At 69.2% G+C, this 24,422-nt stretch carries 22 protein-coding genes; 7 read left to right on the top strand and 15 right to left on the bottom strand.

The window, feature by feature from the left end; all coding sequences use genetic code 11:
* Window positions 1-2: 2 nt before the first annotated feature.
* From JWP60_RS04210 to JWP60_RS04200, 3 genes are all read right to left on the bottom strand, one after another.
* On the bottom strand, window positions 3-1,208 hold the full coding sequence (locus JWP60_RS04210; protein WP_299786695.1) for an amino acid ABC transporter substrate-binding protein: 1,206 nt from the start codon (window positions 1,206-1,208) through the stop codon (window positions 3-5).
* A 118-nt stretch (window positions 1,209-1,326) separates the two neighbouring features.
* Window positions 1,327-2,490 (bottom strand): CoA transferase, encoded by a 1,164-nt coding sequence (locus JWP60_RS04205; RefSeq protein ID WP_299786693.1) that lies wholly within the window; start codon window positions 2,488-2,490, stop codon window positions 1,327-1,329.
* An 85-nt stretch (window positions 2,491-2,575) separates the two neighbouring features.
* Complete coding sequence (locus JWP60_RS04200; RefSeq protein WP_299786691.1) at window positions 2,576-3,457, bottom strand: dioxygenase; 882 nt, start codon at window positions 3,455-3,457, stop codon at window positions 2,576-2,578.
* A gap of 288 nt (window positions 3,458-3,745) precedes the next feature.
* Between JWP60_RS04200 and JWP60_RS04195 the strand changes: the two genes are divergently transcribed.
* The 3 genes from JWP60_RS04195 (at window position 3,746) to JWP60_RS04185 (ending at window position 6,757) form a co-directional block, all read left to right on the top strand.
* Complete coding sequence (locus tag JWP60_RS04195; RefSeq protein ID WP_299786689.1) at window positions 3,746-4,276, top strand: hypothetical protein; 531 nt, start codon at window positions 3,746-3,748, stop codon at window positions 4,274-4,276.
* A gap of 256 nt (window positions 4,277-4,532) precedes the next feature.
* Window positions 4,533-5,369, top strand: a complete 837-nt coding sequence (locus JWP60_RS04190) for a WGxxGxxG family protein (RefSeq protein WP_299786687.1) — start codon at window positions 4,533-4,535, stop codon at window positions 5,367-5,369.
* Between the two features lie 134 nt (window positions 5,370-5,503).
* Window positions 5,504-6,757 carry an MBL fold metallo-hydrolase gene (locus JWP60_RS04185; RefSeq protein WP_299786685.1) on the top strand — a complete coding sequence of 418 codons (1,254 nt, stop codon included), beginning with the start codon at window positions 5,504-5,506 and terminating at the stop codon, window positions 6,755-6,757.
* Between the two features lie 16 nt (window positions 6,758-6,773).
* On the opposite strand, the gene JWP60_RS04180 is transcribed toward JWP60_RS04185, so the two are convergent.
* Genes JWP60_RS04180 through JWP60_RS04170 form a run of 3 tightly spaced genes read right to left on the bottom strand, consistent with a single transcriptional unit; the run spans window position 6,774 to window position 10,160 of the window.
* Window positions 6,774-7,784 (bottom strand): hypothetical protein, encoded by a 1,011-nt coding sequence (locus JWP60_RS04180; RefSeq protein ID WP_299786683.1) that lies wholly within the window; start codon window positions 7,782-7,784, stop codon window positions 6,774-6,776.
* A gap of 6 nt (window positions 7,785-7,790) precedes the next feature.
* The gene (dbpA, locus tag JWP60_RS04175) at window positions 7,791-9,182 is read right to left on the bottom strand and encodes an ATP-dependent RNA helicase DbpA (protein ID WP_299786681.1); all 1,392 of its coding nucleotides are present in this window, start codon (window positions 9,180-9,182) and stop codon (window positions 7,791-7,793) included.
* A gap of 39 nt (window positions 9,183-9,221) precedes the next feature.
* The gene (locus JWP60_RS04170) at window positions 9,222-10,160 is read right to left on the bottom strand and encodes an alpha/beta hydrolase (protein ID WP_299786679.1); all 939 of its coding nucleotides are present in this window, start codon (window positions 10,158-10,160) and stop codon (window positions 9,222-9,224) included.
* Between the two features lie 161 nt (window positions 10,161-10,321).
* On the opposite strand from JWP60_RS04170, the gene JWP60_RS04165 reads away from it, so the two are divergent.
* Window positions 10,322-12,895 carry an ATP-binding protein gene (locus JWP60_RS04165; RefSeq protein WP_299786677.1) on the top strand — a complete coding sequence of 858 codons (2,574 nt, stop codon included), beginning with the start codon at window positions 10,322-10,324 and terminating at the stop codon, window positions 12,893-12,895.
* Between the two features lie 25 nt (window positions 12,896-12,920).
* On the opposite strand, the gene JWP60_RS04160 is transcribed toward JWP60_RS04165, so the two are convergent.
* From JWP60_RS04160 to JWP60_RS04150, 3 genes are read right to left on the bottom strand one after another with little or no spacing between them, the layout of a single operon-like run.
* A complete protein-coding gene (locus JWP60_RS04160; protein WP_299786675.1) occupies window positions 12,921-14,270 on the bottom strand; it encodes an amidohydrolase family protein in 1,350 nt (449 codons plus the stop codon).
* Window positions 14,267-14,623 carry a Dabb family protein gene (locus JWP60_RS04155; protein ID WP_299786673.1) on the bottom strand — a complete coding sequence of 119 codons (357 nt, stop codon included), beginning with the start codon at window positions 14,621-14,623 and terminating at the stop codon, window positions 14,267-14,269. Before JWP60_RS04155 ends, JWP60_RS04160 begins: the two co-directional genes overlap by 4 nt.
* The gene (locus JWP60_RS04150; RefSeq protein WP_299786671.1) at window positions 14,620-15,456 is read right to left on the bottom strand and encodes an intradiol ring-cleavage dioxygenase; all 837 of its coding nucleotides are present in this window, start codon (window positions 15,454-15,456) and stop codon (window positions 14,620-14,622) included. The genes JWP60_RS04155 and JWP60_RS04150 overlap by 4 nt, the downstream gene beginning before the upstream one ends.
* Window positions 15,457-15,555: 99 nt before the next feature.
* On the opposite strand from JWP60_RS04150, the gene JWP60_RS04145 reads away from it, so the two are divergent.
* The 3 genes from JWP60_RS04145 to JWP60_RS04135 all read left to right on the top strand — a co-directional run bounded on the left by JWP60_RS04145 (window position 15,556) and on the right by JWP60_RS04135 (window position 18,206).
* Window positions 15,556-16,482 carry a LysR family transcriptional regulator gene (locus JWP60_RS04145; RefSeq protein ID WP_299786669.1) on the top strand — a complete coding sequence of 309 codons (927 nt, stop codon included), beginning with the start codon at window positions 15,556-15,558 and terminating at the stop codon, window positions 16,480-16,482.
* A gap of 156 nt (window positions 16,483-16,638) precedes the next feature.
* Window positions 16,639-17,868 (top strand): molybdopterin-dependent oxidoreductase, encoded by a 1,230-nt coding sequence (locus tag JWP60_RS04140; protein WP_299786667.1) that lies wholly within the window; start codon window positions 16,639-16,641, stop codon window positions 17,866-17,868.
* An 11-nt stretch (window positions 17,869-17,879) separates the two neighbouring features.
* The gene (locus tag JWP60_RS04135) at window positions 17,880-18,206 is read left to right on the top strand and encodes a cytochrome c, class I (protein ID WP_299786665.1); all 327 of its coding nucleotides are present in this window, start codon (window positions 17,880-17,882) and stop codon (window positions 18,204-18,206) included.
* A 91-nt stretch (window positions 18,207-18,297) separates the two neighbouring features.
* On the opposite strand, the gene JWP60_RS04130 is transcribed toward JWP60_RS04135, so the two are convergent.
* From JWP60_RS04130 to JWP60_RS04105, 6 genes are all read right to left on the bottom strand, one after another.
* Complete coding sequence (locus JWP60_RS04130; protein WP_299786663.1) at window positions 18,298-18,966, bottom strand: OmpW family outer membrane protein; 669 nt, start codon at window positions 18,964-18,966, stop codon at window positions 18,298-18,300.
* Window positions 18,967-18,992: 26 nt separating this feature from the next.
* Window positions 18,993-20,153 (bottom strand): SGNH/GDSL hydrolase family protein, encoded by a 1,161-nt coding sequence (locus JWP60_RS04125; protein WP_299786661.1) that lies wholly within the window; start codon window positions 20,151-20,153, stop codon window positions 18,993-18,995.
* A gap of 262 nt (window positions 20,154-20,415) precedes the next feature.
* Window positions 20,416-21,690 (bottom strand): serine hydrolase, encoded by a 1,275-nt coding sequence (locus JWP60_RS04120; RefSeq protein WP_299786659.1) that lies wholly within the window; start codon window positions 21,688-21,690, stop codon window positions 20,416-20,418.
* A 64-nt stretch (window positions 21,691-21,754) separates the two neighbouring features.
* Entirely contained in the window at window positions 21,755-22,714 is a 960-nt protein-coding gene (locus JWP60_RS04115; protein ID WP_299786657.1) for a tripartite tricarboxylate transporter substrate binding protein, read from the bottom strand.
* Window positions 22,715-22,763: 49 nt separating this feature from the next.
* Window positions 22,764-23,687, bottom strand: a complete 924-nt coding sequence (locus tag JWP60_RS04110; RefSeq protein WP_299786655.1) for an NAD(P)-dependent oxidoreductase — start codon at window positions 23,685-23,687, stop codon at window positions 22,764-22,766.
* Between the two features lie 80 nt (window positions 23,688-23,767).
* A partial coding sequence (locus JWP60_RS04105) for an acetyl-CoA hydrolase/transferase C-terminal domain-containing protein (protein ID WP_299786653.1) occupies window positions 23,768-24,422 on the bottom strand: 655 nt, incomplete at its 5' end.

Raw genomic sequence — 24,422 nt, 5'->3', positions numbered from 1 at the left:
GCTCAGCGTGTCTGCAGCGTCGCGCCGGGGGCGGCGAAGGCGGTGGGCCACACCACCTTCCACGTGCCGCCCTGCACCTGCTTGATCTTCATCAGGTCGTCGCCGTAGTTGCCCGGCCCGTCGAAACGCAGCTTGCCCTGGATGGTGTCGACCTTGTTCTTGCGCAGGTACTCGGCGATCTTGCGATCGTCCAGACTGTTGGCGCCCTTCACGCCGGCCTCGAGGATCTGCCACGCCGAATACGAGGCGGCCGCCTGCACCTCGACGTGCGTGTCGGGCAGGCCGGCGGCGGCGGCGCGCTCGTTGAAGGTCTTGACAAACTCCGCGGCCATCGGCTGGTTCAGGAAGGGCTGGTGCTCCTCGAAGATGGTCAGCGCCAGCGCGTGGTCGGCGTCGGGCGCCTTGGTCATCGGCCCGGGCGCGGGGTAGATATGGAAGTGCAGCGGCGGCGAATAGTCGATCTTCTTCATCGCATCGAGCAGCATGTTGCCTTCCAGGCCGATGTCGCCGATCCACACCAGGTCGGGGTTGGCGTCCTTCACGCGCGCGGCGATCGGGCCGAAGTCGCGGTTGCCGAACTCCCACTCGAGAAACAGCACTTCCTTCAGCCCGCGCTTCTTGGCCACCTCGCGACCGGCGAGCGAGAGGAAGTGCACCGACGGGAATTTGCTGGTGACGATGGCGATCGTCTTCGGCGGGTTCTTGGAGGCAGCCAACATGTCGAACAGCGTGCTCGACACCGTGTTGCCGGGGTCCGGGCCGAGTGCCCAGGCCGGGAACTGCATGTCGTATTTGGCCAGCGACGGGATGCCGAAGGTGTGGTGGACCAGCACCTTGTTGTAGCGCTGCGCGACGCCCATCGCCGACAGGATGGCGCCGGTGGCATACGGGCCCATCAGCAGGTCGACCTTGTCGCTGGTCACCAGCTGCTCGTACAGCGTCCGCGCGAGCTCGGGCTTGGACTGGTCGTCCTTCACGATCCATTGCACAGGGCGACCGAGCAGGCCGCCCCGCTTGTTCAATTGCTCGACGTAGATCTCGCCCACCAGCTTGTGCGTGAGCGCGGTGGCGGAGAGCGGCCCCGTCAGGGCGAGCGTGCTGCCCACGCGAATCGGCTGGCCCGCGGGCGCCTGCGCCAGCACGGGCAAGGCGAGCGCGCTGCCGGCGGCGCCGCTGGCGCGGAGAAGTTGGCGGCGGGTGAGGGTCATGCGGGTCTCCTGGTGTGCGATGCCTGCGGATCTGATCCACGTGCGCGCCCGAGCGTCTGACCAGCTCGGACACTTGCCGATTTCACTGCGCTTGAAGGCGACGAGTTCCTGCGCAGGCTCACTCGCTGGTCTCCTTGGCGGGCGTGGCGCGCGGCTGCCAGCCGTGCGCCAGTTCCTCGTTGTGTTCGCCCAGCACCGGCGGCGCGCTCACTTGCAGCGGCCGCTCCCCGTCGAAGGAGACCGGCGAACGCACGGTGCGGAAGGTGCCCCCCAGCGGATGCCCGGTCTCCACGAACAACTGCAGATGCCTGGCCTGGGGATCGTCAGGAACTTCTGCCGTGGTGTACATAGGGGAATGCGGCACGTCGTTGGCTTCCAGCCTGCGGCACCATTCCCGCCTTTCGTGCTGGCGGAAGATCGGCCGCAGCACCTGGATCAGGTCCTCCTGGTGCGCGATGCGGGCCGGGCGGCTGGCGAAGCGCTCGTCCTGGAAGATGTCGTGCCGCTCCATCGCCGTGGCCAGGCCCTGCCAGAACTTCTCCGGCGACGACATGTGCAGCGCCAGCCACTTGCCGTCGGCGCACTCCAGCACATAGGACTGCGACACGCTCGGCCGGCTATAGGGCCCCATCACCTCGTCGGCGGAGAACAGGTGCTGGAACGCATCGAGATTGAAGTGCGTCATCGCCTCGAACATCGAGAGGTCGATGCGGCGCGCGGTGCCCGTCTTCTCGCGCTCGACGAGGGCACCGAGGATGCCGTAGGCGGCATAGAAGCCGGTGACCAGGTCGGCGATGGCCGGGCCGGTCACGCGCGGATTGCCCGGATTCACCAGCAGGCCGAGGAAGCCGCTGGCCGCCTGCGCGACGCTGTCGTAGGCGGGGCGCTGCGCCGCCGGCCCGGTGACGCCGAAGCCGCTGATGGCGCAATAGATCAGTTGCGGATTGATGCCGCGCAAGCGCTCGCAGCCGGTGCCGATCTGCTCCGCAAAGCCGGGCCGGAAGTTCTGCAGGTAGACGTCGGCGTCCTGCACCAGCGCATCGAACTTCTCCCGGTCCGCGGGCTGCCGGGTATCGAGCGTGACGCTGCGCTTGTTGCGATTGACGGTCTGGTAATGCGGCGAATAAAGGCCGCCGTTGAACGCGCGAAACGGATCGCCGGTGCCGGGCAATTCCACCTTCACGACGTCGGCCCCCAGGTCGGCCAGCAGCATGGCGGCCGCGGGCCCCGTGATGAAGGTGCCGTGCTCCAGCACCCGGACACCAGCGAGCACCTTGATCACTGCTTCTCCCCCGTACGGCTGTCTGCTTTTTCGCTCCCCCCAGCCCGGTGGGCTGCCGCAGGCCTCCCACCACGCCGCGCCACCTTCACGCGGAAGGCACCAGCCGGAAGTCGTACTTCGCCGTGTAATACGGCTTCGTCATCTCGCGACCGTCGGGCGCCCTGCCCGGTTGATGCTTCGGAAACTCCACGACCAGGCTGTTCCTCACCCCGAACACCGCATCCGATTCGAGGTAAGGGCTGTCCTTGACGAACAGGTGCGTCACCAGCCGCGCGTGCCCGGGCGCCTTGAGCATCATGTGCATGTGCCCCGGGCGATTGAGGTGGCGGCCCATCTTCTCCAGCATCGCGCCCACCGGGCCGTCGCCCGGCACCGGGTAGAAGCTGGGCTTGATCGACCAGAAGCGGTAATTGCCCTGCGCATCGGTGCGGAACTGCGCGCGCAGCTGCATCTGGTCGCCCTTCTGCATGTCGTAGAAGCCCTCGTCGTCGCCCGACCACACATCGAGCTCGCAGTGCGCAACCGGCTTTCCGAAGGTGTCCGTCACGCGGCCGTGATAGAGCGTCGGCTCGCCGTGGCCCTCCCCGATGTCGTCGCCCAACTCGCGCTTGGGCGCGCCCGGCCAGAAGAAGGGGCCTTGCACGGTCGCTTCGGTCGGCTTCTCGCCGGGCTGGTCGGCCAGTGCCCGGGCGCCGCGCGCCTGCTCCAGCGCCACGACCAGCATCGAGACGCCCAGCGTGTCCGACAGCAAAATGAACTCCTGCCTGCGCTCGTCGCATTTCTGGCCGGTGGCGGTGAGGAACTGGATGCCCGCCATCCATTCGTCCGGGCTCAGGTCGACCTCGCGGATGAATGCATGGGCGTGCTTCACGAGCGACGCCATGATCTGCTTGAAGCGGTCGTCGCTGCAATCGGCCATGCGGGCGACCACGGCCTGCGCGAAATCGCTTGCCTCGAGTTGGGGCATGTGCTTCTCCTTCAGGTGCGCGGCAGTTCAGCGACCGTCGCGTGCTGCGAAAGTGGGGGATTTCGACGGTGACCATCGATGAGGTTGATGGCAATCGGGGCGGACCCTGAGCCTACGCCGCCAGCCCGCGCCGGCGCCCTCGTCCAGGCATGCGCGGCACCTCATGTCGCACTGCCGCAATCGACCCTGCAAGCGGAAAGCGCGTGCTAAAGTGAATCGCAGTCGGGCAGGCAGGGCGCTTGCACCTCATTGCCGCCCGCCGCTGTCCATGGACCAAGGGGACCCGGAATGTTGTTGCGCCTGCTCGCGATCGCTCTTGCCCTCCTCGCGGCCTCCGGCTGGGCGCAGCAGGACACGCCCGCGCAACAGCTGGCGCGGGTCAACGCGGCGCTGGGCAGCATGTCGGCCGAGCAAGCCGCGGTGTACCAGCAGTTCCAGATGGTGCAGGAGATGCGGCGCAGCGAGGAGCGCCGCAACCTGCCCCTGCCCGGCAGCACCTACGGCTCGACGCCGGCCAATTTCGACGACGTGCAGCGGGCCGAGGATGCGCGTGCGCAGCGTATCGTCGACCTGGCGTCGGAGAGCGACCGGCTGTATGCGCGCTATCGCGAGCTGGAAGAGCGGAAGCGGGTGCTGCTCGACACGCTGTCGTCGCTGGCGCAGCTGACGATCCCGGTCGCGGTACCGCCGGCGCTGCTGGCGCCGGATGGCTCGATCGTCACCAGGTCCACGGTCCTGGCGCCGGACGGTACCGTCGTGTCGCCGGTGCCGCTGCCGACGCCGGGCGCCTTGACGGTGCCGGGCGTCACGTCGCCCTGAGGCGCATCGGCGCCTTCGATCGATTGCGGCGTACTGGCGCGCACTCGCCGATGCTGAGGCAGTTTGCCGAAATCATCCGAAGGGCCGCGGGCATGGCCGCCTGACCAGCTTCCCCGCGGCCGGGTGCTTGTAGGCGGCGCCTTATGGCTGGCGGCTTGCGTTGACACCCGACAGTGCTCACCGCCGACGTGATGTGCCCGGCCGCATCCCCATCTGCGCTCCATCGCAACACGGACACAGGCAAGGAGCAGTACGCATGAACAGGATTTCGCAAATCGCCGCCGTGATCGCCCTTGGCACTGCCTGTGCCATGCCGGCCATGGCGCAGGGCGCGGGTGGAGCCGGCGGCGGCGCTGGCGCGGGCGGAGGTGCAGGCACGGGGGGCGCGGGCGTCGGCACGGGCAGGGCCGCCGGCGGTGGCGGCACCGGCTCGGCATCAGGCACTGGCAGCGGCGGTTCCGGTCTCGGCACGGGGACGGGCACCGGCACGGGTTCGGGGATCGGCACGGGCACTGGGGTGGCGGGCGCAGGCACCGGCACGGCGGGCACCGGCGTGGCTGGTACCGGCACCGGCACGACCGGCATGACGGGCAGCGGCGTCGCGGCGGGCAACACCGGCACCGGCTCTACGACCAGCCTCGCCCAGGGGTCGCCCACCAGCAGCGGCGTCGGCCCCGGCTACACCGTGCCTGCTTCCTCGCTGGCCGGACAGGATGCGGGCGGCAGCGGCACCCTGCCGCCGTCCTCGGTCGCGGCGCAGTCCGCTCCTGGCTCGACGATCAACATGGGCAGCACCGCGAGCAATACGGGCACCGGTTCCATGCCCTCCTCGATGACGGGCCAGGACGCCACGACGACAGCCAGCGGCGGCGGCACGGGTGGCGGCAGCCCGCAATCCGCCAGCGCGCAGACGCCTGCCACCACCACGATGGGCGCCGGCCCGAGCACCGACCAGCCCAACCAGGACGACGGCCACCGCGACCTCGGCTGGCTGGGCCTCATCGGCCTGGCGGGCCTGCTGGGCCTGCGCGGGCGCGGCCGACTGCAGCGCAGCGACCGGATCGACACGCCGCGCACCGGCACGGTCCGCTAAGCACAAGCGCGAGCTCGTATCCGGGTGCCCCCTCGTGGGCACCCTTTTCGTTTGGCGCAGCGCTAGGGTTTTCTCCAGTCCTGCGGCCTTGGCACGCTCCTACCCTCCAGTCCCCACACAACTGGAGTCCCCCCATGCCCCGCCGCCTTGTCGCGCTGGCCTTTGCAGTTGTCTCTGCCTCGGTCGCCGCGCTGGCCACTGCGCCCGCTCTCGCGCAGTCGCCGCCCCGCGTCGAACTGACCTGGATGTCCATCGCCAACTGGGACATGAAGATCAACGACAAGCGGATCATGATGGACGCATACATCACGCGCCTGCCGCAGTCCGCCTTCTTTCCCCCGCCCGGCATTCCCAACGATCTCTACGCGTACACGCGCATGCCCCAGGCGGTGGACATGGATTCGATCCGCAAGGTGCGCGACGCCGAGCTGGGCAGCGACAAGCTCGACCTGCTGCTGGTCGGCCACGCCCATTGGGACCACAGCTGGGACACGCCTTCGTGGGCCAAGCTCACCGGCGCGCCCATGCTCGGTGGTATCTCCGCCTGCATGCAGGCCGCGGCGCAGGGCGTGCCGGCAGCCTCCTGTCGCGCCGTGAGCGGCGGTGAGAAGGTCGTGCTGGGCGACGGCATCACGATGCGGATCGTGCGCTTCAACCACAGCGGCGATGCCAGCAACCCGATCCAGCACTTCGCGCGGGAGCTCTATCGGCCCCCGGTGCCGGACCCTGCCACGGGCGGACTGCGCGCCGGCGTGGGCGAGGACTATCCCAATGGCGGCGGCAACCGCGCCTTCCTGTTCACCGTGGAACGGGGTGGCGAGCAGTTGTCCTTCTTCGTCAACAACTCCGCCAGCGCCTTCGACCTGGACAAGGACATCCTCGTCGACGGCGTCAACTACGGCTCGCCCTTGAACAACCTGCGCGCGGCGATGCGCGATGCCGGCCTGACGCAGGTCGATGCGTGGATCGGCACGGGCGGCCGGCCGGTCGCCGAGATGGTCATTCCCGTCCTGCACCCGCGCACCTACATCCCCAGCCACTGGGACGGCCTGTTCAACGCCTTCTGGCCCGGCATGCCCTACCCGTTCAAGGACGAGGCGCTGGCCTCCTATCTGCAGGCCGAGAGCGTGTCGCTCATGCCGCAGCAGCAGTACTTCGACCGCTACATCCTCACCAAGGCCGGCGTGCAGCGCGACGAGAACCTCGCGGTCAAGAGCAAGCTGGGCTTCGCGCCGCAGCAGAAGTTCAGTCGCGCGGTACTGGATGCGGTGACGCAGGTGTCGTCCACCAGCGTGGGCGACGACTGCGGCGAAGGCTTCGCGGTGCCATCGGCCTGGGCGAATGCCTTTGCCGGATTGCAGGCGCCGGAGATCGGCACCGGGCGATGAGCGCGCGGCGCCGCGCTCAGGCGGCGAGCAGCGGCGCCGGCTTGGAGCCCAGGTGGTGCGACAAGGCGTCGATGCAGCCGACGTCGCCACCCCGCGCCGCGATGAAGCCGTCCAGGTCTGCCGCCTCGCGCAGCGCATAGCCGGCCGCGCGCAGGCGCTCGCACAATGCGTCCACCTCGGATCGCATGGGCGAGGCCTGCGCCGGCGCCAGCGACAGCAGGGTCGTGACCTCCTTCGCCAGCCGCGCCGCCTGCTCGCGCAGCAACACGGCGAGTCCACGCAACTGCGGCGCGTCCAGCAGGTGCTCGATGATGAGGCACAGGTCGACCATCGTGCCCAGGGTCGCCGGCCAGCCCGAGCCGGTGCCGACGCTGCGAAAGTAGATCAGCGAAGGGTGCGAGGCATGGCTTTGCAGCACGCCCGCGCACCAGTCGCGTCCATTGCGCAGCACATCGGGCAGATCGTCGCGGATCTCGAGCGCGGCATAGCGTTCCAGCAGGCCCAGCGCCGAGGGAGGGTGGCCCGAGGTGGTGGTGATCTTCAGCACGCCGTTGTCGCGGTGCGCGATGTTGCTCTGCACCTCCAGCAGATAGGTGACGGCCATGGTCATCACGGACAGGCCGCACAAACCGTCGAACACCAGCACCACACGGGCCGCGCCGTGCGCCTCGCCGTTGCCGACGCCGATGGTCGCCAGCGCGCTGCCGGCGGCATACAGCGCGGCGCCGAAGCCCTCCAGCGGCGGCGAGAACGCGTCGCCCAGCCCATCGAGCATCAGCCCGAAGGCCAGCACCAGCAGCATCATCCAGCCGACGAAGGCGCCCAGCATGATGGCCGGCGCGAAATTGACGCCGATCGGGCCGTCGCGCACGTGCTTCCAGACCGGCAGCGTGCCGCGCGCCAGCCGGCGCACCAGCTTGAGCGATCCGCGCGAGCCGCCGGGGACGACCACCGTTTCGCAGACGTCGCGCAGGGTGAGCCCCGCCAGGTACAGGCCGGCGGCGGATTCGAGCAGGCGCAGGACCATGGCTGCCTAGTCGTCGAGCACGCGGACCTTGACGCCCTTGCCCTTGATGCGGGCCGCACCGAGCTTGCGTGCCACGTCGGCGGCGATGCCGCGATCCACCGCGACGTAGGTGGAAAACTCGTTGACGTCGATCTTGCCCACCTGCTCGCGCGTGAGCCCCAGGTCCTTGGTCAGCGCACCCAGCACATCGCCGGGGCGGATCTTTTCCTTGCGGCCGCCCTGGATGTGCAGCGTGGCCATGGCCGGACGCAGCGGCGGGCCGGCAGCGGGGGTCAGCTCCGCCAGCGGATGCCATTGCGACGCGCGGCCCTGCAACTGCTCGATGCGCCCGACCGAGCCCATCTCGTCGAGGCTGGCCAGGCACAGCGCCAGGCCGGTCTCGCCGGCCCGGCCGGTGCGGCCGATGCGGTGGATGTGGCCCTCGGGATCGGGCGAGACGTCGACGCTGATGACGGCTGCGAGACCGACGATGTCGAGCCCGCGTGCGGCGACGTCGGTGGCCACCAGCACCGAGCAGCTGCGGTTGGAAAAGCGCACCAGCACCTGGTCGCGATCGCGCTGCTCGAGGTCGCCGTGCAGCGCCAGCGCGGCCAGGCCGCGGGCACGCAGCGCCTCCACCAGTTCGCGGCAGCGCACCTTGGTGTTGCAGAAGGCGATCGTGCTGGCGGGGCGGAAGTGATCGAGCAGCTTGCCGACAGCGGGCAGGCGCTGCGCTTCCGTCACCTCATACCAGCGCTGGTCGATCTGGCCGGCGGCGTGCTGCGCCTCGACCTTCACGGTCAGGGGATCGCGCATGAATTGCGCCGCAAGGCGATCGATGCCCTCGGGGTAGGTCGCCGAGAACAGCAGCGTCTGGCGATCGGGCGGGCACAGCCGCACGACGGCCGCGATCTCCTCGAAGAAGCCCATGTCCAGCATGCGGTCCGCTTCGTCGAGCACCAGCGTGTTGACGGCGTCGAGCTGCAGGCTGCCGCGCTCCAGGTGATCCTGCACGCGGCCCGGCGTGCCGACCACCACGTGCGCGCCGTGTTCGAGCGTGGCGAGCTGTCCGCGCAGGGGCACGCCGCCCACCAGGGTGACAACCTTGACGTTGTCGTCGGCCCGCGCGAGGCGCCGCACCTCCGTGGTCACCTGGTCGGCCAGCTCGCGCGTGGGGCACAGCACCAGCGCCTGTACCGCAAAGCGGCGAACGTTCAGGTTGGCCAGCAGCGCAAGTGCGAAGGCGGCCGTCTTGCCACTGCCGGTCTTGGCCTGCGCGATGATGTCCTTGCCCAGCAGCGCGGGCGGCAGGCTGGCGGCCTGGATCGCGGTCATCTCCAGGTAGCCCAGGCGCTGCAGGTTGTCCTGCATCGCGGGCGAGAGCGCGAGCGTGGAGAAGCTCGTCGAAGTTTCTGTCATGCGTCGATCATGACGCACCCGCGGAAGCCGGGGTAAGGATCAGGCTGACGGCCGCAGCAGCTCCAGCACGGCGTTGGCAAAGACCCGGGGCGCCTCCTGCGGCATGTTGTGACCGACGCCCGGCACGATGCGATGCGAGCGCGCACCGGCGAAGAAGCGCGCGTGCGCTTGCGCTGTCGCGGGATCGCGCACGCCGTCGTCGCTGCCGTCGAAGGTGATGGTGGGGACGGTGATCGCGGGCTGCGCGGCGAGCCGCCGCTCGATGTCGGCATACGCAGGGTCGCCCGCGACCAGCCCATAGCGATGGCGGTACGAGTGGATCACCACCGCGACGAAGTCCTCGTTGTCGAAGGCGGCGGCGCTGCGCTCGAAGGTGGCGTCGTCGAACTGCCAGGTCGGCGACCAGAGCTGCCACAGCAGGCGCGTCAGTTCACGCCGGTTCTTCGCCAGGCCGGCGCGGCCGCGCTCGCCGTGGAAGTAGTACTGGTACCAGAGGCGATGCTCGTTGGCCGGCGTGTCCGGCTGCAGGCCGCGCGCGATGTCCTGGATGTTGTAGTTGTTGTACGAGACCAGGCCCGCACACCGCTGCGGCCACAGCGCCGCGACCACGCAGGCGGCGCGGCCGCCCCAGTCGTAGCCGGCGAGCACGGCGCGCTCGATCTGCAACGCGTCCATCAGCGCGAGCAGGTCGGCGCCAAGCGCGGCTTGCTCGCCCGAGCGCGGAGTGTCGGCGTGCAGGAAGCGCGTGGGACCGAAGCCGCGCAGGTACGGGACGATGACGCGGCAACCCGCGTCGGCCAGCATGGGCGCGACTGCGGCGTAGGCGTGGATGTCGTAGGGGAAGCCGTGCATCAAAAACACCGGCGGCCCGTCGGCAGGGCCGCAGCCGTGCCAGGCGACCGAGAGCACCCCGGCGGGCGTCGTTCGACACGGCAGCGCGAGCGGCGGGGCGGGGGAGCGGGTCGAGTTTGCCGTCATGCGCCGAATCATCGCCCACACGAAAGGCCGCACGGCCGGTCCGGCAGCGGTGAGTCGCGCGGCCGTAAAAGATGGCGGCCGGCCGCCCCGGTCCCGCACGGCGCGGTCGGCCGTGACAGAATTGCTTCCTGTATCGCACACCCGTGCGCAGTGAGGTCATCGTGCTCGCAGTCGCTCCGGGGCCGGGCGCCCATTCCCGCGGACCGGCCGACCACGCCGTCCGCTTCTACGACGACGACCAGCCGCTGCTGGACGAGGTCGGCGAGTTTCTCGACGACGCGCTGCGTGCCGGCGGCCACGCCGTCGCCATCGCGACGCCCGAGCACCGCGTGGAACTGAGCCGGCGGCTGCACGGCTTCGGTGGCCGCTCCGCGCAGGAGGCCGCGCTGATGTCCCAGCGGCTGATCCTCCTCGACGCGGCGCAAACGCTCGACCTGTTCATGGTCAATGGCCGGCCGGACGCCGCGCTGTTCGCCGCCGCCCTCGCTCCCGCGCTGGCGCACGCCAGCCGGGGCAAGCCCTTGCATGCGTTCGGCGAGATGGTGGCGGTGCTGTGCGAGCAAGGCGAGTACGACGCCGCGCTTGCCCTGGAAGCGCTGTGGAACGAGCACGTCAGCCGCGTCGGCTTCTCGCTGTTCTGCGCCTATCCCTGGCGGCTGTTCTCGTCGGCCGAACGCACGCGCGCCTTCCAGCACATCTGCACCGCCCACAGCCGGCTGCTCGAGCCGGTGCGCGGCAAGATGGCCGCGCTGATGGATCCGGCGCACGCCGTCGCGCACCTGCAGCAACAGGCGCTGGTGCTGGAGGCGGAAGTGCAGCACCGCCGTGAGGCCGAGCAGGTCCTGCGCGCGCGCGAGCGCGAACTGGCGGACTTCCTGGACAACGCCAGCGAGGGCATCCACAAGGTGGCGGCGGACGGAACCGTGCTGTATGCCAACCGCGCCGAGCTCGAGATGCTCGGCTATGGCTGGGACGAATACGTCGGGCAGAACATCGTCGGCTTCTATGTCGACCAGCACCAGATCCAGGGCATCCTGGAACGGCTCAAGGCCGGCGAAGTGCTGGATGACGAGCCGGCCCTGCTGCGCTGCAAGGACGGATCGCACAAGCCGGTGGTGATCAACTCGAACGGCTATTTCGAGAACGGCGAGCTGGTCTACACGCGCTGCTTCACGCGCGATGCGTCCGAACGCGTCGCCCGCGAGCAGGCGCGCGAAGAGCGCAACAACCTGATCCTGCAGGCGCCGGTCGGCGCCGCACTGCTGATCGGCCCCGAGCTGCGCTACGAACTGGCCAACGAGGCCTGGTGCCGCATGCTCGGCCGCGGGGCGGTGGTCGGCCGTACTTTTGCCGAGGTGTTCCCGGAGCTGGCCGGCACGGCGACCGAGCAGGCGATTCGCCAGGTCCTGCGCAGTGGCGAAGCCTTCGCCGCCGACGAACACCGGCTGCTGCTGGACCTTGGCACCGGCAGCCACGAGGAGCGCTTCTTCAAGTTCAACCTGCAGCCGCTGCGCGCCGCGAGCGGCGGCATCCAGGGAATCATCGCCGTCGCCGTCGAGGTGACCGAGCAGGTGCGCGCGCGCCAGGAGCTGCAGCGCTCGGCGGCGGAACGCGAGCAGCTGCTGGAAAGCGTGCGCGAGGCGAGCCGGGTCAAGGACGAATTCCTGGCGATGCTGGGCCATGAGCTGCGCAATCCGCTGTCGCCCATCGTTACTGCGCTGCAACTGATGCGCATGCGCGGAGAAACCGGCACCGCGCGCGAGCAGGGGATCATCCAGCGCCAGGTCGATCACCTGGTGCGGCTGGTCGACGACCTGCTGGACATCTCGCGCGTCACGCGCGGCAAGATCGAGCTCAAGCGCGAGACTTGCGAACTGTCGCCGATCCTCACCAAGGCGGTCGAGCAGGCCAGCATCCTGCTGGAGCAGCGCAGCCACCGCCTGGAGATCGAGATCGAGCCCGGTCTGCACTGCGACTGCGACCCGGTGCGCGTGGCGCAGGTGGTCGCCAATCTGCTGACCAACGCCGCACGCTATACCGATGTCGGCGGCCACATCCGGCTGCATGCCTGGCGCGAAAGCGACGATCGCCTGGCCATCAGCGTGCGCGACAACGGCTCCGGCATCGCCGCCGACGCGCTGCCGCGACTCTTCGAGCTGTTCTACCAGGGTGAACGCGGCGTCGACCGCGCCGAAGGCGGTCTCGGCATCGGGCTGGCGCTGGTGCGCAGCCTGGTCGAGCTGCACGGCGGCAGCGTGCATGCGCACAGCGAGGGCAAGGGCCACGGCAGCGAATTCGTGGTGCGCCTGCCTTATCGCGTGCGCGAGGCCGCCTCGCCGAGCGCACCGGAGGCCGAAGCGCTGGCCACGCCTGCGCCAGGCCGGCGGGTGCTGCTGGTGGACGACAACGTCGATGCGGCCGAGGTGATGGGCGAGTTGCTGCGCGCCAGCGGGCACGAGGTCACCTTGTTCGCAGACCCGGTGTCGGCACTGCTGGCGCTGGAGCAGCTGCGCCCGGAGGTGGCGGTGCTCGACATCGGCCTGCCGGTGATGGACGGCTACGAGTTGGCCGCCAGGGTGCGCGAGACCTGCGGCGACGACTGCCTGCTGATCGCGCTGACCGGCTACGGCCAGGAGAACGACCGACTGCGCAGCCGCGCGGCGGGCTTCCATACGCACCTGGTCAAACCGGTCGCGCCCGATCGCCTGCTCGCACTGCTGACTGCGGCCGGCTGAAGCGCCACCGCCGCTTGCGCGGCGCTCAGGCGCGGCCCGCAAGCCCCATCGCGCGGGTGATCTTCTCGCCCGACGCGCGCAGCTTCTGCAGGTCGCCGGACAGATCCCCCGCCAGCAGCCTGCCGGCGCGCTTCTTCCACTTGCCGGCGACCATCACGCTGTCGATGTTGGCCAGCGAGGTCTGGAACACCACGCTGCTGACCGCATCGTGCACCGGCTGCATGTTCAGGTCGCTCGCGCGGATCACCACCAGGTCCGCCTGCTTGCCCGCGGCCAGCGTGCCGATGCGATCGAGCTGTTGCAGCATGCGCGCGCCTTCGACCGTCACCCACGACAACGCCTCGCGCGCGGTGATCGTGGAGGTCGGCGGGATCGTTCCGTGCGTCTCGCGATAGGCCACGTTGTCGAGACTGCGCTGGATGCCCAGCGCGACCCGCGCCTGGGTCAGCATCTCGCCCGAGAGCACGCTCTCGAGGTCGACCCCCAGCGAGGGGGCGCGGCCGAACCTGCGCAGGCGGCCAGTGAGCGGGTGGCCGTGGCCCTGCGACATCTCGCTCTCGGCGGCCGACGAGAAGCTCATGCCCAGTTCGCAGAAGCGCTGGAGCTGATCGTCGTCCAGCGCGTGCCCGTGCACGATGTTGACGTTCGGCCCGAGCAGGCCTTCCGCTTCCAGCCGCTGCCAGCCATCGGGCGTGCGGGCCGCGCCACCGCCCTGGTGCAGCGAGGCAATCAGTCCCAGCTCGCGGGCCATGCGGAAGTCGTGCAGCGCCACGGCTAGCGTGGAGTACTGCGGCCCCAGCACGGCGGCCTGGATCGACAGCAGTGGATGGCCCTGGTGCGCTTTCAGCAGGCGCTCGACCTCGGCGCGCGGGTGCGGCACTTCCCAGAACGGGATCTGCCCTGGCTTGGGATCGGGCTTGGGCGTGCCGTGGAAAAAGGCGGCGCGGATGCCCGTGGAGAGCAGTCCCTCGATCGCCGCGTCGTTGTGCTCGGGCGTCGGGTTGTTGTGGCACCAATCGGCCAGCGTCGTGGTGCCGCAATTGAGCTGGTTGAGCGCCCCCATGCGGGTGGCGATGAACAGGTCCTGCGCGCCGAAGGCCGTGGCCAGGCCGGCGTGCATCTTCTGGAAGTACTCGAGCAGCGTCCAGTTGCTGGCGGCGCTGCGCAGCGCGGTCTGCCAGGTGTGCATGTGCGCGTTGACCAGTCCGGGGATGACGATGCAGCCGGTGGCGTCGATGACCTCGGCGTCGTCGGCGGCGACGGTCGGGGCGATCGCGGCGATGCGGTCGTCCTCGACGAGGAGGTCGCCTTGGGCCAGGTCGCCCTGCGTGTCCATGGTGAGGATGGTGGCGTGGCGGATCAGGGTGCGGGTCATGGTTGTTCCTCGGGAGCGCCCCCACCCCCGCCCTCCCCCCGAGGGGGAGGGAGTAAGACAGGGTAGTCGACCTGGTAACGGTGCGTGCGCATGTCCCCGATCTCCTGCTTCACGCGCAGGTGTTCGGGGTGCGTGGCATAGGCGTCGAGAGCGGACTGCGACTCGAATTCGCTGTACAGGACGACGTCGCAGGCGTAGTCCACTGCACTGGTGTCCGCGCCGATCTCCACGTGCAGCAGCCCGGGCACGCGGCCACGCAGGCTGTGGAAGCTGGCCGTGATCGTGGCGATGTTGGCCTGCTTCTCCGCGCGCGTGTCGCCGCGCAGCTTCCACATCACGATGTGGCGGATCAAGGCGCGTCCTTCGCGGGATTGAGCACGAAGTCGTATTCGACCAGGTAGTTGCCATCGGGCTGCTTCACCCAGTCGGCCACCAGCGACTGGCGCACGCCGAACACGGCATCGGAATCGAGATAGGCATCGCCGTTGCGGAAGACGTGCGTGATCAGCGTCTCGTAGCCCGGCGCCTTGATCATGAAATGCAGGTGCGCGGGCCGCCACGGATGGCGCTTCGTCGCGCGCAGCATGTCGCCCACCGGGCCGTCGTCGGGGATCGGATAGGCCTCGGCCAGGATCGAGCGAAAGTGATAGTGGCCCTTGCCATCGGCATGCAGCATGCCGCGCGCCTGATGGCCCGCGTCCGCGCGCTGCACGTCGTACTTGCCTTCGGCGTCGGCCTGCCAGACGTGGATCTCGGCGCCCGGCACCGGCTCGCCAGCGAGACCGCGCACGCTGCCGCGCACCTGGCAGGGCACGCCGGGGGCGCCGTTGGCCAGGTCGTCGCCGAGGTCGAATGTGGGCGCGCCTTCCACGTAGAAGGGGCCGAACACGGTCGCCTCGGTGCAGCCCTGCGGCTTGTCCTGGTTCATGGCCACGGTCAGCATCGAGAGGCCCAGCGTATCGGACAGCAGGATGAATTCCTGGCGCTGGTCGTCGGTCGTGTGGCCCACTCGGGTGAGGAACTCGATGCCCTGGAACCATTCCGCCTCGGTCAGCTTCACCTCGCGCGCGAAAGCGTGCAGGTGCTGCACCAGGCTGGTCATGATTTCCTTCAGACGCGCATCGGGCGTGTCGGCCATGCGGGCTATGACGGCCTGCGTGATGTTGTCCTGGGTGAGGTTGCGCATGCGGTTCTCCTGGTGGGCACTCTAGGGCGGGGCCATAATTTGCGAAAGAGTGGCTTGGCAAATGAGTTTTCCGCCGCGCGCAAAACGGAGAGCAAGACCTTGGATCGCTGGACCGAAATGGCCCTGTTCGTGCAGGTGGCCGAGACCGGCAGCCTGAGCCGGGCCGCGGACGAACTGGGATTGTCCAACGCCGCGGCCAGCCGGCACCTGTCCGCGCTGGAAGAGCGCCTGGGGGCGCGCCTGGTCGAACGCAACACCCGCCGCCTGTACCTCACCGAGCCGGGGCAGGAGTTCCTGCGCCGCAGCAAGGCGATCCTGGCGGAGCTGCACGATGCGGAGTCGGCGGTCAACGCCTCCACGCTCAATCCCACGGGCACGCTGCGGGTGACGGCCTCGCTCTCCTTTTCGATGCACCACATCGCGCCGCTGCTGCCGGAGTACACGCGCCGCTATCCCAACGTGACGGTGCACGTCGAAACGGCCAACCGCTACCTGGACCTGATCGACAACAACATCGACGTGGCGATCCGCACGCGCGAGTTCGAGCCCGACTCCAACATCACGATCCGGCGCCTGGCGGAGACGCGGCGCATCCTGGCGGCCTCGCCCGGCTACCTCGGTCGCGCCGGCACGCCGCGCGACCTGGACGACCTGAGCAAGCACGCACTGCTGGTCTACACCTACGCCAACAACCCACACGAGCTGCGCTTCACGCGCGAGCATGAGGTGCGCACCCTGGCGATCAAGGGCGTGCTGGAATCCAACGACGGCCAGGTACTGCGCGCCGCGGCGCTGGAAGGGCTGGGCATCCTGGTGCAGCCCACCTACATCCTCTACGACGACATCGTCGCCGGCCGCCTGGTGCCGGTGCTGGACGCCTGGGACCTGCCGCACCTGACCGTGAATCTCGCGTATCCCAGCCGCAAGCATCTCTCGGCCAAGGTGCGCACCTTCATCGACTTCATTGCCGAACACTTCGACCGCATGGAGTACGAGCGCAAGTGGACGGCGCGCTTCGGGTACTGAGTAGGGTGGGATGCGCGACGCGCACACCGCCACGACGGCCGCGCGGTGGTGTGCGCTACGCGCATCCCACCCTACTGAAGGCCCTACAGGGTTTCTCCTGAACCGCGCGCCCGGGTGCGTCACAACACTAGCGTCGCTGTCCTTTCAGGAGAACTCATGCAATCGCATTTCCAGGCTGCGCGCCGCCGCCTCCTTGCCGGCGGTGCCGGCGCTCTGGCGACCAGCGCGCTGGCGGGCTTCAGCCCAGGCGCGGCGGCGCAGTCGGGCACGGTCGAACTGCCGATGGCCAACGGCCGGCGCAATCTCGTCGCGTTTCCGGAGAAGCGGCCGCTGATCGTGCTGACCACCCGGCCGCCGCAGCTGGAGACGCCGTGGGAGGTGTTCAAGGAAGGCGTGATCACGCCCAACGATGCCTTCTTCGTGCGCTATCACAACGCCGGGCTGCCGCAGAGCATCGACGGCGATGCCCACGCGATCCGCATCGGCGGCAATGCCGTGGCCAAGCCGTTCAGCATTTCGATGGCGGAGTTGCGCACGCAATTCAAGCCGGTGGAACTGGTCGCCGTGAATCAATGCTCGGGCAACAGCCGCGGGCATTTCTCGCCGCGGGTGACGGGCGGGCAATTGTCGAATGGCGCGATGGGCAATGCGCGCTGGGTCGGCGTGCCGCTGAAGGACATCCTGGCCCGCGCCGAGCCGATGAAGACGGCACGCCAGGTGACCTTCGATGGACTGGACACGGGCGTCATGGGCGGCGGCGACTTCGTCAAGGCACTCGAGGTGGGCCATGCGATGGATGGCGAAGTGATGGTCGCCTACGAGATGAACGGGACCGACCTGCCGATGCTCAACGGCTTTCCGGTGCGGCTGGTGGTGCCCGGCTACTACGGCACCTACTGGGTCAAGCACCTCTCGGACATCCAGGTGATCGACCGCGAGTTCGACGGCTTCTGGATGCGCCCCGCCTATCGCGTGCCGGACAACGACTGCGCCTGCGTCGAGCCCGGTACCGCACCGGCGGCGACGCGCCCCATCGGCCGCTTCACCGTGCGCTCCTTCATCACCTCGATCAACGACGGCGCGCGGGTTGCCGCCGGCCAGCCGATCACGGTGCGCGGCATCGCCTTCGACGGCGGCCAGGGCATCCGCGAAGTGGCCTGGTCGCCCGATGGCGGCCGCGTCTGGCGCGAGGCGCAGCTCGGGCCCGACCTGGGCCGCTACTCCTTTCGCGAATTCACCTTCGGCGTCGTGCCGTCCGCCGGCAACTACGACCTGCGCGTGCGCGCCTGGAACCGCTCGGGACAGAGCCAGCCGATGGAGGCGCTGTGGCAGCCGGCCGGCTACATGCGCAACGTGGTCGAGTCGGTGCGGATCACCGCGGCATGAACGGAGCGAGCATGAAAACGAGCCGACTGCTCTGCGCCCTGCTGCTCATCGCAACCGCCGTTCCGGCACTCGCGGTGACCAAGACCCTCGTGCTGCCGCCCGACGGCGTGCAGCTCAAGGCCAGCCCGCTCCCGGGCTACGCGAAGGCCCAGGTCAACTGCGTGGCCTGCCACTCGGCGGAGTACATGCTGTACCAGCCCGCCACTGCACCGCGTGGCTACTGGGAGTCCATGGTCAAGCGCATGCAGGTGGTGTTCAAGGCGCCGATCAGCGATGCCGACATGCCCGACATCGTCGACTACCTGGCCAAGACCTACGGCAGCGAGCAGCCGAAATAGCGCGCTGCACGTGATGCGGGCGAAGGACCGGTTCCCTCGCCCGCACCCGCGTGCCGCGGGAGGGCGCATGGCCCGCCCGCGGCAGCGGCTGTCAGAAGCGCGTGCCGACGGCGATGCGGAACACGTCCGGGTTCAGGCGCGTGCTGATGCTCTGGCCGGTGGACAGCGTCGTCGTGGTGCGCAGGAAGGAGTGCGCGTACTGCAGGTCCACGAAGAAGCGGTCGGTCGCCTGCCAGGTCACGCCCAGCCCCGGCGTGATGCCAAAGCGGGAGTCGACTTTCAGGCCCGTGTTGCCACCAGGCGGGTTGGCCGGATTGACGCCGTTGAGCGTGGCGCTGCCGTGCGCGTCGTAGAAGTACGCGTAGGTGAGGCCCAGCATCGCGTACGGACGCAAGCGCGCAGTTGCCTCCATGAACCGGTACTGGCCGAACAGCGTGATCGGCAGCGAATGCACCGTGCCGATCCGGCCGACCCCGCCGATGCCACCGGTGCCGGTGATGTCGGACTTGAAGCCGAAGCCGATCGGCAATTCGACCGACCAGTGGTCCGTGATCATGCGACCGACGAAGAGGGTCGGCTTGGTGTCGCCACCGACATCCACCGTGGTGTTGGGCGCCGCCGGCGGCGACAGCGTGCCGCTCTCGGTGTTGGGCGTGATCCGCGTGATGCCGATGCCGCCGAACCAGGTGCCGGCCGTCTGCGCCTGCGCGCCGAGCGCGGCCAGCGCCAGGGCGCCGGCGGTGAAGAGTTTCTTGTTCATCGTTGTTCTCCTTGGTCCGCGCAGGATCAGAGCCAGCCGGCGCGAGCGAGCGCGCGGTTGACCGAGGCGGCCAGCAGCTGGTGGCCGAAAGGCGTGGGATGGAAGCCGTCCGAGAACGCCCAGGTGGTCCACCAGCCGGCGGACAGGCCCGCGGGCGGGTGCGCGTCGAGCGCGTTCGAGGTGCAGGGGGTGGGGTCGCCGAAGGCCGTGACGCCGACCACCGCGCAGGCCGGCGTGGTCACGTTGCTCAGGCCGAAGGTCGAGGCGTTGTTGATTTCCTCGGTGAAGTCGGCGTTGAAGGGCACGACCGCGACCCGGGTGTCGGTGCCGACGTCGGTACGCAACTCCGCGTTGAAGGCATCGGTCCATTGGCGCAGCAGCGTCTGCACGCTAGTCGCCGCAGCGGCGCCGTTGGCACCGCCACCATTGGCCTGCGCGACCTGCGCCAGTGCCGCCTGCACGCGCGGCGTGAGGCTGATGTCGGGCATGTCGAGCACGGCGACGTGGGTGGCGCCGCGATCCAGCGCGTTCGTCTTGAACGCGGTGAAGTAGGTGTCGGCCAGCTTGCGCATGTACAGCACCGCCAGGGTGGCCGCGCCATTGGGTTGCGGCAGCGTGCTGGCGATGGTTGCGGCATCGAGCTGGTGCGCCAGGAACACCTGGTAGGCGGCAACCCCGGCAGGCCCGGAGGCGGCGCCGAGGAAGGCGGTCAGCAGGTCGCCGGAGTCGTTGCCGCCCCCGTCGATCAGCACCAGGTCGGATGCGGAGTACGTACCGAGTCTCTGCGCCGCGACCGACAGCTGCAGCGGGACCGACTGCGGGCCGGCGTTGCCGCCCTGGTTGTCGGGGTTCTGGATGCGGCCGGCGCCGATCGCGAAGTCGGTGCAGCCCGCCGTCGTGTTGGGCACGAAGGTCGTGCCGTTGAAGGTGAAGAAGTTGCACCCCGGCGTCAGGCCGAAAGTCTCGGACACGATCTGCGGAAAAATGGGAAAGCCGGCCGCCGGATTGGCGGAGTTCTGCACGGTGAACTTGAAACCGAAGGTTCCGTCGTCGGCCAGGCTGTCGCCGGCCACCACCACCCTGTTGATCGCGACGCGCGGACCGGCGTCACTGCCGCCGCCGCAACCTGCCAGCAAGGCCGCGGCGCCAAGCGCGGCGGTCAGCAGGTGGAGCTTGAATCTATGCATGCTGTCTCTCCACTGAAAAAAGAACGATCGTTCGATTCGAAAACGGCACAGCATACCGGCTGCGCACCAAGGCAAGCCTCAGGGTTTGCGCGCGGTGGGTCGCGCTGGCGACGGGTTTTACCTGGTGCGGCGGATTGCTTGTCTTGCTCCCTCCCCCGCTGGGGGAGGGTTGCGGTGGGGGCGCTGCGGCGCTCGATGCATCGCGGGGCGGGGAGCGCCCCCATCCCGGCCTTCCCCCGGAGGGGGAAGGAGCAAGTCCGAATTACCGATCCCGCAGCATCCGCCCCAAGGCCAGCATCGCCGGCAGCGTGATCGTGTCGTTCGCTGCACTCGCGGCGATCGGGTGCGAGGCAAAGCGCGCCACCACCATGTCGGCCGCCGGCGCGATGTACAGGCGCTGGCCATGGATGCCACGCGCCTCGATGGCATCGAGTTCGTTGTGCGTCACCCACCACATGCTGCGGTACGAGTATCCAGGCAGCAGCGTGTAGCCAGCCTTCGCGAATTTGTCCGGGTCGCTGCCGCGGCGGATCTCGGCGATCACGGCCGCGGGCAGCACTTGTTGGCCATTGGCCTCGCCTTCGCGCCGCATCATCTCGCCCAAGCGCGCCAGGTCGCGCAAGGTGGCGCTCAGACCGGCGCCGGCCATGGCGGTGCCGGCCGTGTCGACCGACAGATAAGCGTCCTGCTCGCAGCCCAAGGGAGACCACAGGCGTTCAGCCAGCATCTGCGGCAGCGGGATGCCGGTGACGCGCTGCATCACCCAGGCCATCACTTCGGTGTTGGGGGTCTTGTAGGCAACGGCTTCGCCGTGCGCGCCCTCGGCTTGCAGCGTCTGCAGGAACGCGTGCAGGCTGCCAGGGCCTGGCCAGCCGGGCGGCCGCGGCCGCAGGCCGCCGGCACGCGCGTAGTCCCAGATCTGCGCAGCGGGATCGGCGTACAGCTCGGAGTAGGCAACGCCCACCTGCATGTCCATCACCTGCTGCAGCGTGGCGTCCGCATACGCGGTGTTCTTCATCTCCGGCAGCCAGTGCGGGATGCACTGTTGCGCGTCCAGCGTGCCGTCGTGCACCAGGGCCGCGCACAGTGTCGCCGCGTACGACTTGGTGATCGAAAAGCAGGCGTGCGGCACTTGCGGCTGCAGCGCGCCGAAGTAGCGCTCGTAGATGCGGCGGCCGCGGTACAGCACCAGGATGCCGTCGGTGTAGGTGTCGTGCAGCGACTCGTCGAAGCGGCGCTCGCGTCCGTGCAGGTCGGTGAACGCCAGCGTGTCGATGGCTTCCTGGCCAATGCTGGCCGATTCGCCGAACGTGCTGGGCGCGCCCTCGCCGCGCCACACATTGACCGTGGGCAGCAGCTCGCGCAGGTGCGAGAGGCTCCAGCGGATCTGCGGGAAGGTGAAGAAGCGGTCGTCTTCGAAGCGGACCAGTCGCTCGGGCGGTGGCGGCGCGCCGCGCATCCAGCCGAGGTGGCGCGGGTCGGAGGCGCGTCCGTCGAGATAGCGGACGCCGTCGAATTCGAGAGTCGCTTGCGGCATTTCGACCTTTCGGCGCGGGAGGCGAGGAAGGTGGGATGCGGTGCGCGCAGCCCACCCTGCGAGCTTACTGCGCCTTGAGGTTGGCCGACTTCGCGATCAGCGCGGCCGCTTCCATCTCGCTCTTGATGTAGGCATTGAAGGCCGCCGGCTGCATGGGCATGGGGTCGGCGCCGAGCGCGGCCAGGCGGGCCTTGACCTCGGGGCTGGAGACGGCCTTCACGGCCTCGTCGTGCAGGCGCTTGATCACGGCCGGCGGCGTGGCCGCGGGCACGATCATGCCGACCCACAGCGTGTAGTCGGAGTTGGCGACGCCCGCCTCGTTGGTGGTCGGCACGTCGGGCAGCGCGGGCGAGCGCTGGGCCGAGCTCACGGCCAGGGCCTGCAGCTTGCCGTCCTTGACCAGGGGCAGCGCCGAAGCCATGGGCGCGAAGAACCAGTCGTCGCGGCCGCCGATCACGTCCGTCAGCGCTTCCGGCGTGCCCTTGAAGGGCACGTGCTGCGCGTCGATGCCGGCGCGCAGCTTGAACTTCTCCGCGTTCATGTGCGTGGCGCTGCCGGTGCCCGCCGACGCATAGTTCATGGTCCCGGGCTTCGCCTTGGCGGCAGCGATCAGGTCCGCCAGGTTCTTCCAGCCGCGCGTGGGCGAGACCACCAGCACGTTCGGCACGGAGGCCAGCGGCGTCACGCCGGTGAGGTCACGCACCGTGTCGTAAGGCAGGTTGGGATAGATCGCCGGATTGAGCGCGTGGCCCGAAGAGTGGATCAGCACCGTGTAGCCATCGGGCTCGCTCTTGGCCACCTGCGCGGCGCCGATCGTGCCGCCGGCGCCCGGCTTGTTGTCGATCACGATGGGCTGGCCCAGGCTCTTGCTCATCGACTCGCTCACGACGCGGGCGATGATGTCCGTGACGCTGCCGGCCGTGAAGGGCACGATCATCCGGATCGGCTTGGTCGGCCACGCGGCCTGCGCCGCGGCGCCCCCTGCGATCAGCGTGGCGGCCAGCAGGGTGAGGATTCGCTTCATGTCTTGTCTCCTTTGGAATACTTGTGGAACAGGATGCGAAAACCGCGCGTTACGAGGCGAGGCCGTCGTCGAGCTTGACGTTCTCGGGCTTGAGCTCGAGGCCCGCGTCGGCGGCCGTCTCCTTGAGCAGCACGGCGAAATCGATGTGGTCGTAGCCGCGGCCGACCATGCGGGCGATCGACTCGCGCGTGGCCGCTGCCGCGGGCATGGCCACGCCGTAGGTCTTGGCCGCCCCCATGCCCAGGTCCATGTCCTTGAGCAGCAGCTTGGGCGTGAAGGTCACCTGGTCGAAGGTGAGGTTGGTGAGCGTGGGGCTCTTGTAGCGCGTGTACATGGAGCCGAGCACCGAATCGTTGATGCTCTCCAGGAACAGGTGGCGCGGGATGCCGGCCTTCTCGGCCAGCACCGTGATCTCGCACAGGTTCTGGATCACCACGCCGAACATGGTGTTGTGCGCGATCTTCCAGACGCGCGCCAGCTCGCCCTCGCCCACCCACATCGCCTTGCGGCCCATCGCCTGCAGGTAGGGCTCGGCCTTCTCGTAGAGCGCGCGCGGGCCCGAGGCGACGATCAGCAGCTTGCCGGCCTTGGCCACCTTGGCATTGCCGGAGACGGGTGCGCAGAGATACGCGACGCCCATGTTTTCCAGGCGGGCGCGGACCTCGGCCGAGCCTTCCTGCGAGATCGAGGAGCTGTCGACGACGACCTGCGGCTTCTTCGTGCCGGTGACCAGGCCGCCCTCGGCGAACAGCACTTCCTTGAGGTCGTCGGTGGTCGAGACCATCGTGAACACGACCTCGCAGCCGGCCAGGTCGATCTTGTTGCGCACGATCTCGGCGCCGTATTCGGCCAGCGGCTCGGCCTTGCTGCGCGTGCGGTTCCACACGCTCGCGCCATAGCCCGCCTTCAGCAGCCGCTTGACCATGGCCTCGCCCATGCGGCCCAGGCCGATCCATCCCACTTGATTTGGCATTGCTCGCCTTCCTTCTCGATGTCAGAGGTTGGCGGCAGTGTCTTGCGCGGGCGCGAGGCTGGCAAGCGGGGCGCCGGAATTCAGTTTTCCGGGCCGCGCAAGAGCAGGGGCGCGGCACCGGGCAGCCCGAGCTGCCGCGCCTGGAGCTCCAGGGCCTCGCGGTCCTGCGGGTGCGCAATGGCGATCATGCGTCGCACGCGCTGCGCCAGCGTCAAGGCCCGTAGGTCGGCAATGCCGTGCTCCGTGACCACGATGGCTGCATCGCTGCGCGCGGTGCTGGCCGGCCCGTTCAGCCGCGCGACGATGGTCGGCTGGTCCTTGCCCGCGGTGCGCGAGGGCAGCGCGATCACCGGCAGGCCGCCCCGCGCGGCACGGGCCCCGCGCAGGAAATCGGCGGCTCCGCCAATGGCGCCGACGTACACGCCGCCGGCCATTTCGGCATTCACCTGGCCCGTGAGATCCACCTCGATGGCGCTGTTGATCGCCACCAGCCGATCGAGGCGGGCCAGCACCGCGGCCCCGTGTGTGTGTGCGATGCTGCGCAGCTCGATCGCCGGGTTGCGGTGCGCCAGCGCGTTGAGCACGCGGCTTCCTGTCAGCACGCCGGTGACGCTGATCCCCGCATCGACCGTCTTGCGTGAATTGGTGATCACGCCGGCGCGCACCAGCTGCGCGGCCGCATCGCCCATCACACCGGAGTGGAAGCCGAGATCGCGCCGGTCGACCAGCTGGCGC

Origin of the sequence: Ramlibacter sp. (genome assembly GCF_028291745.1) — a bacterium.
Lineage (GTDB): Bacteria > Pseudomonadota > Gammaproteobacteria > Burkholderiales > Burkholderiaceae_C > Ramlibacter.
Note: the sequence above shows the minus strand (reverse complement) of the source record. Positions and strands in the feature narration are given on the sequence as shown.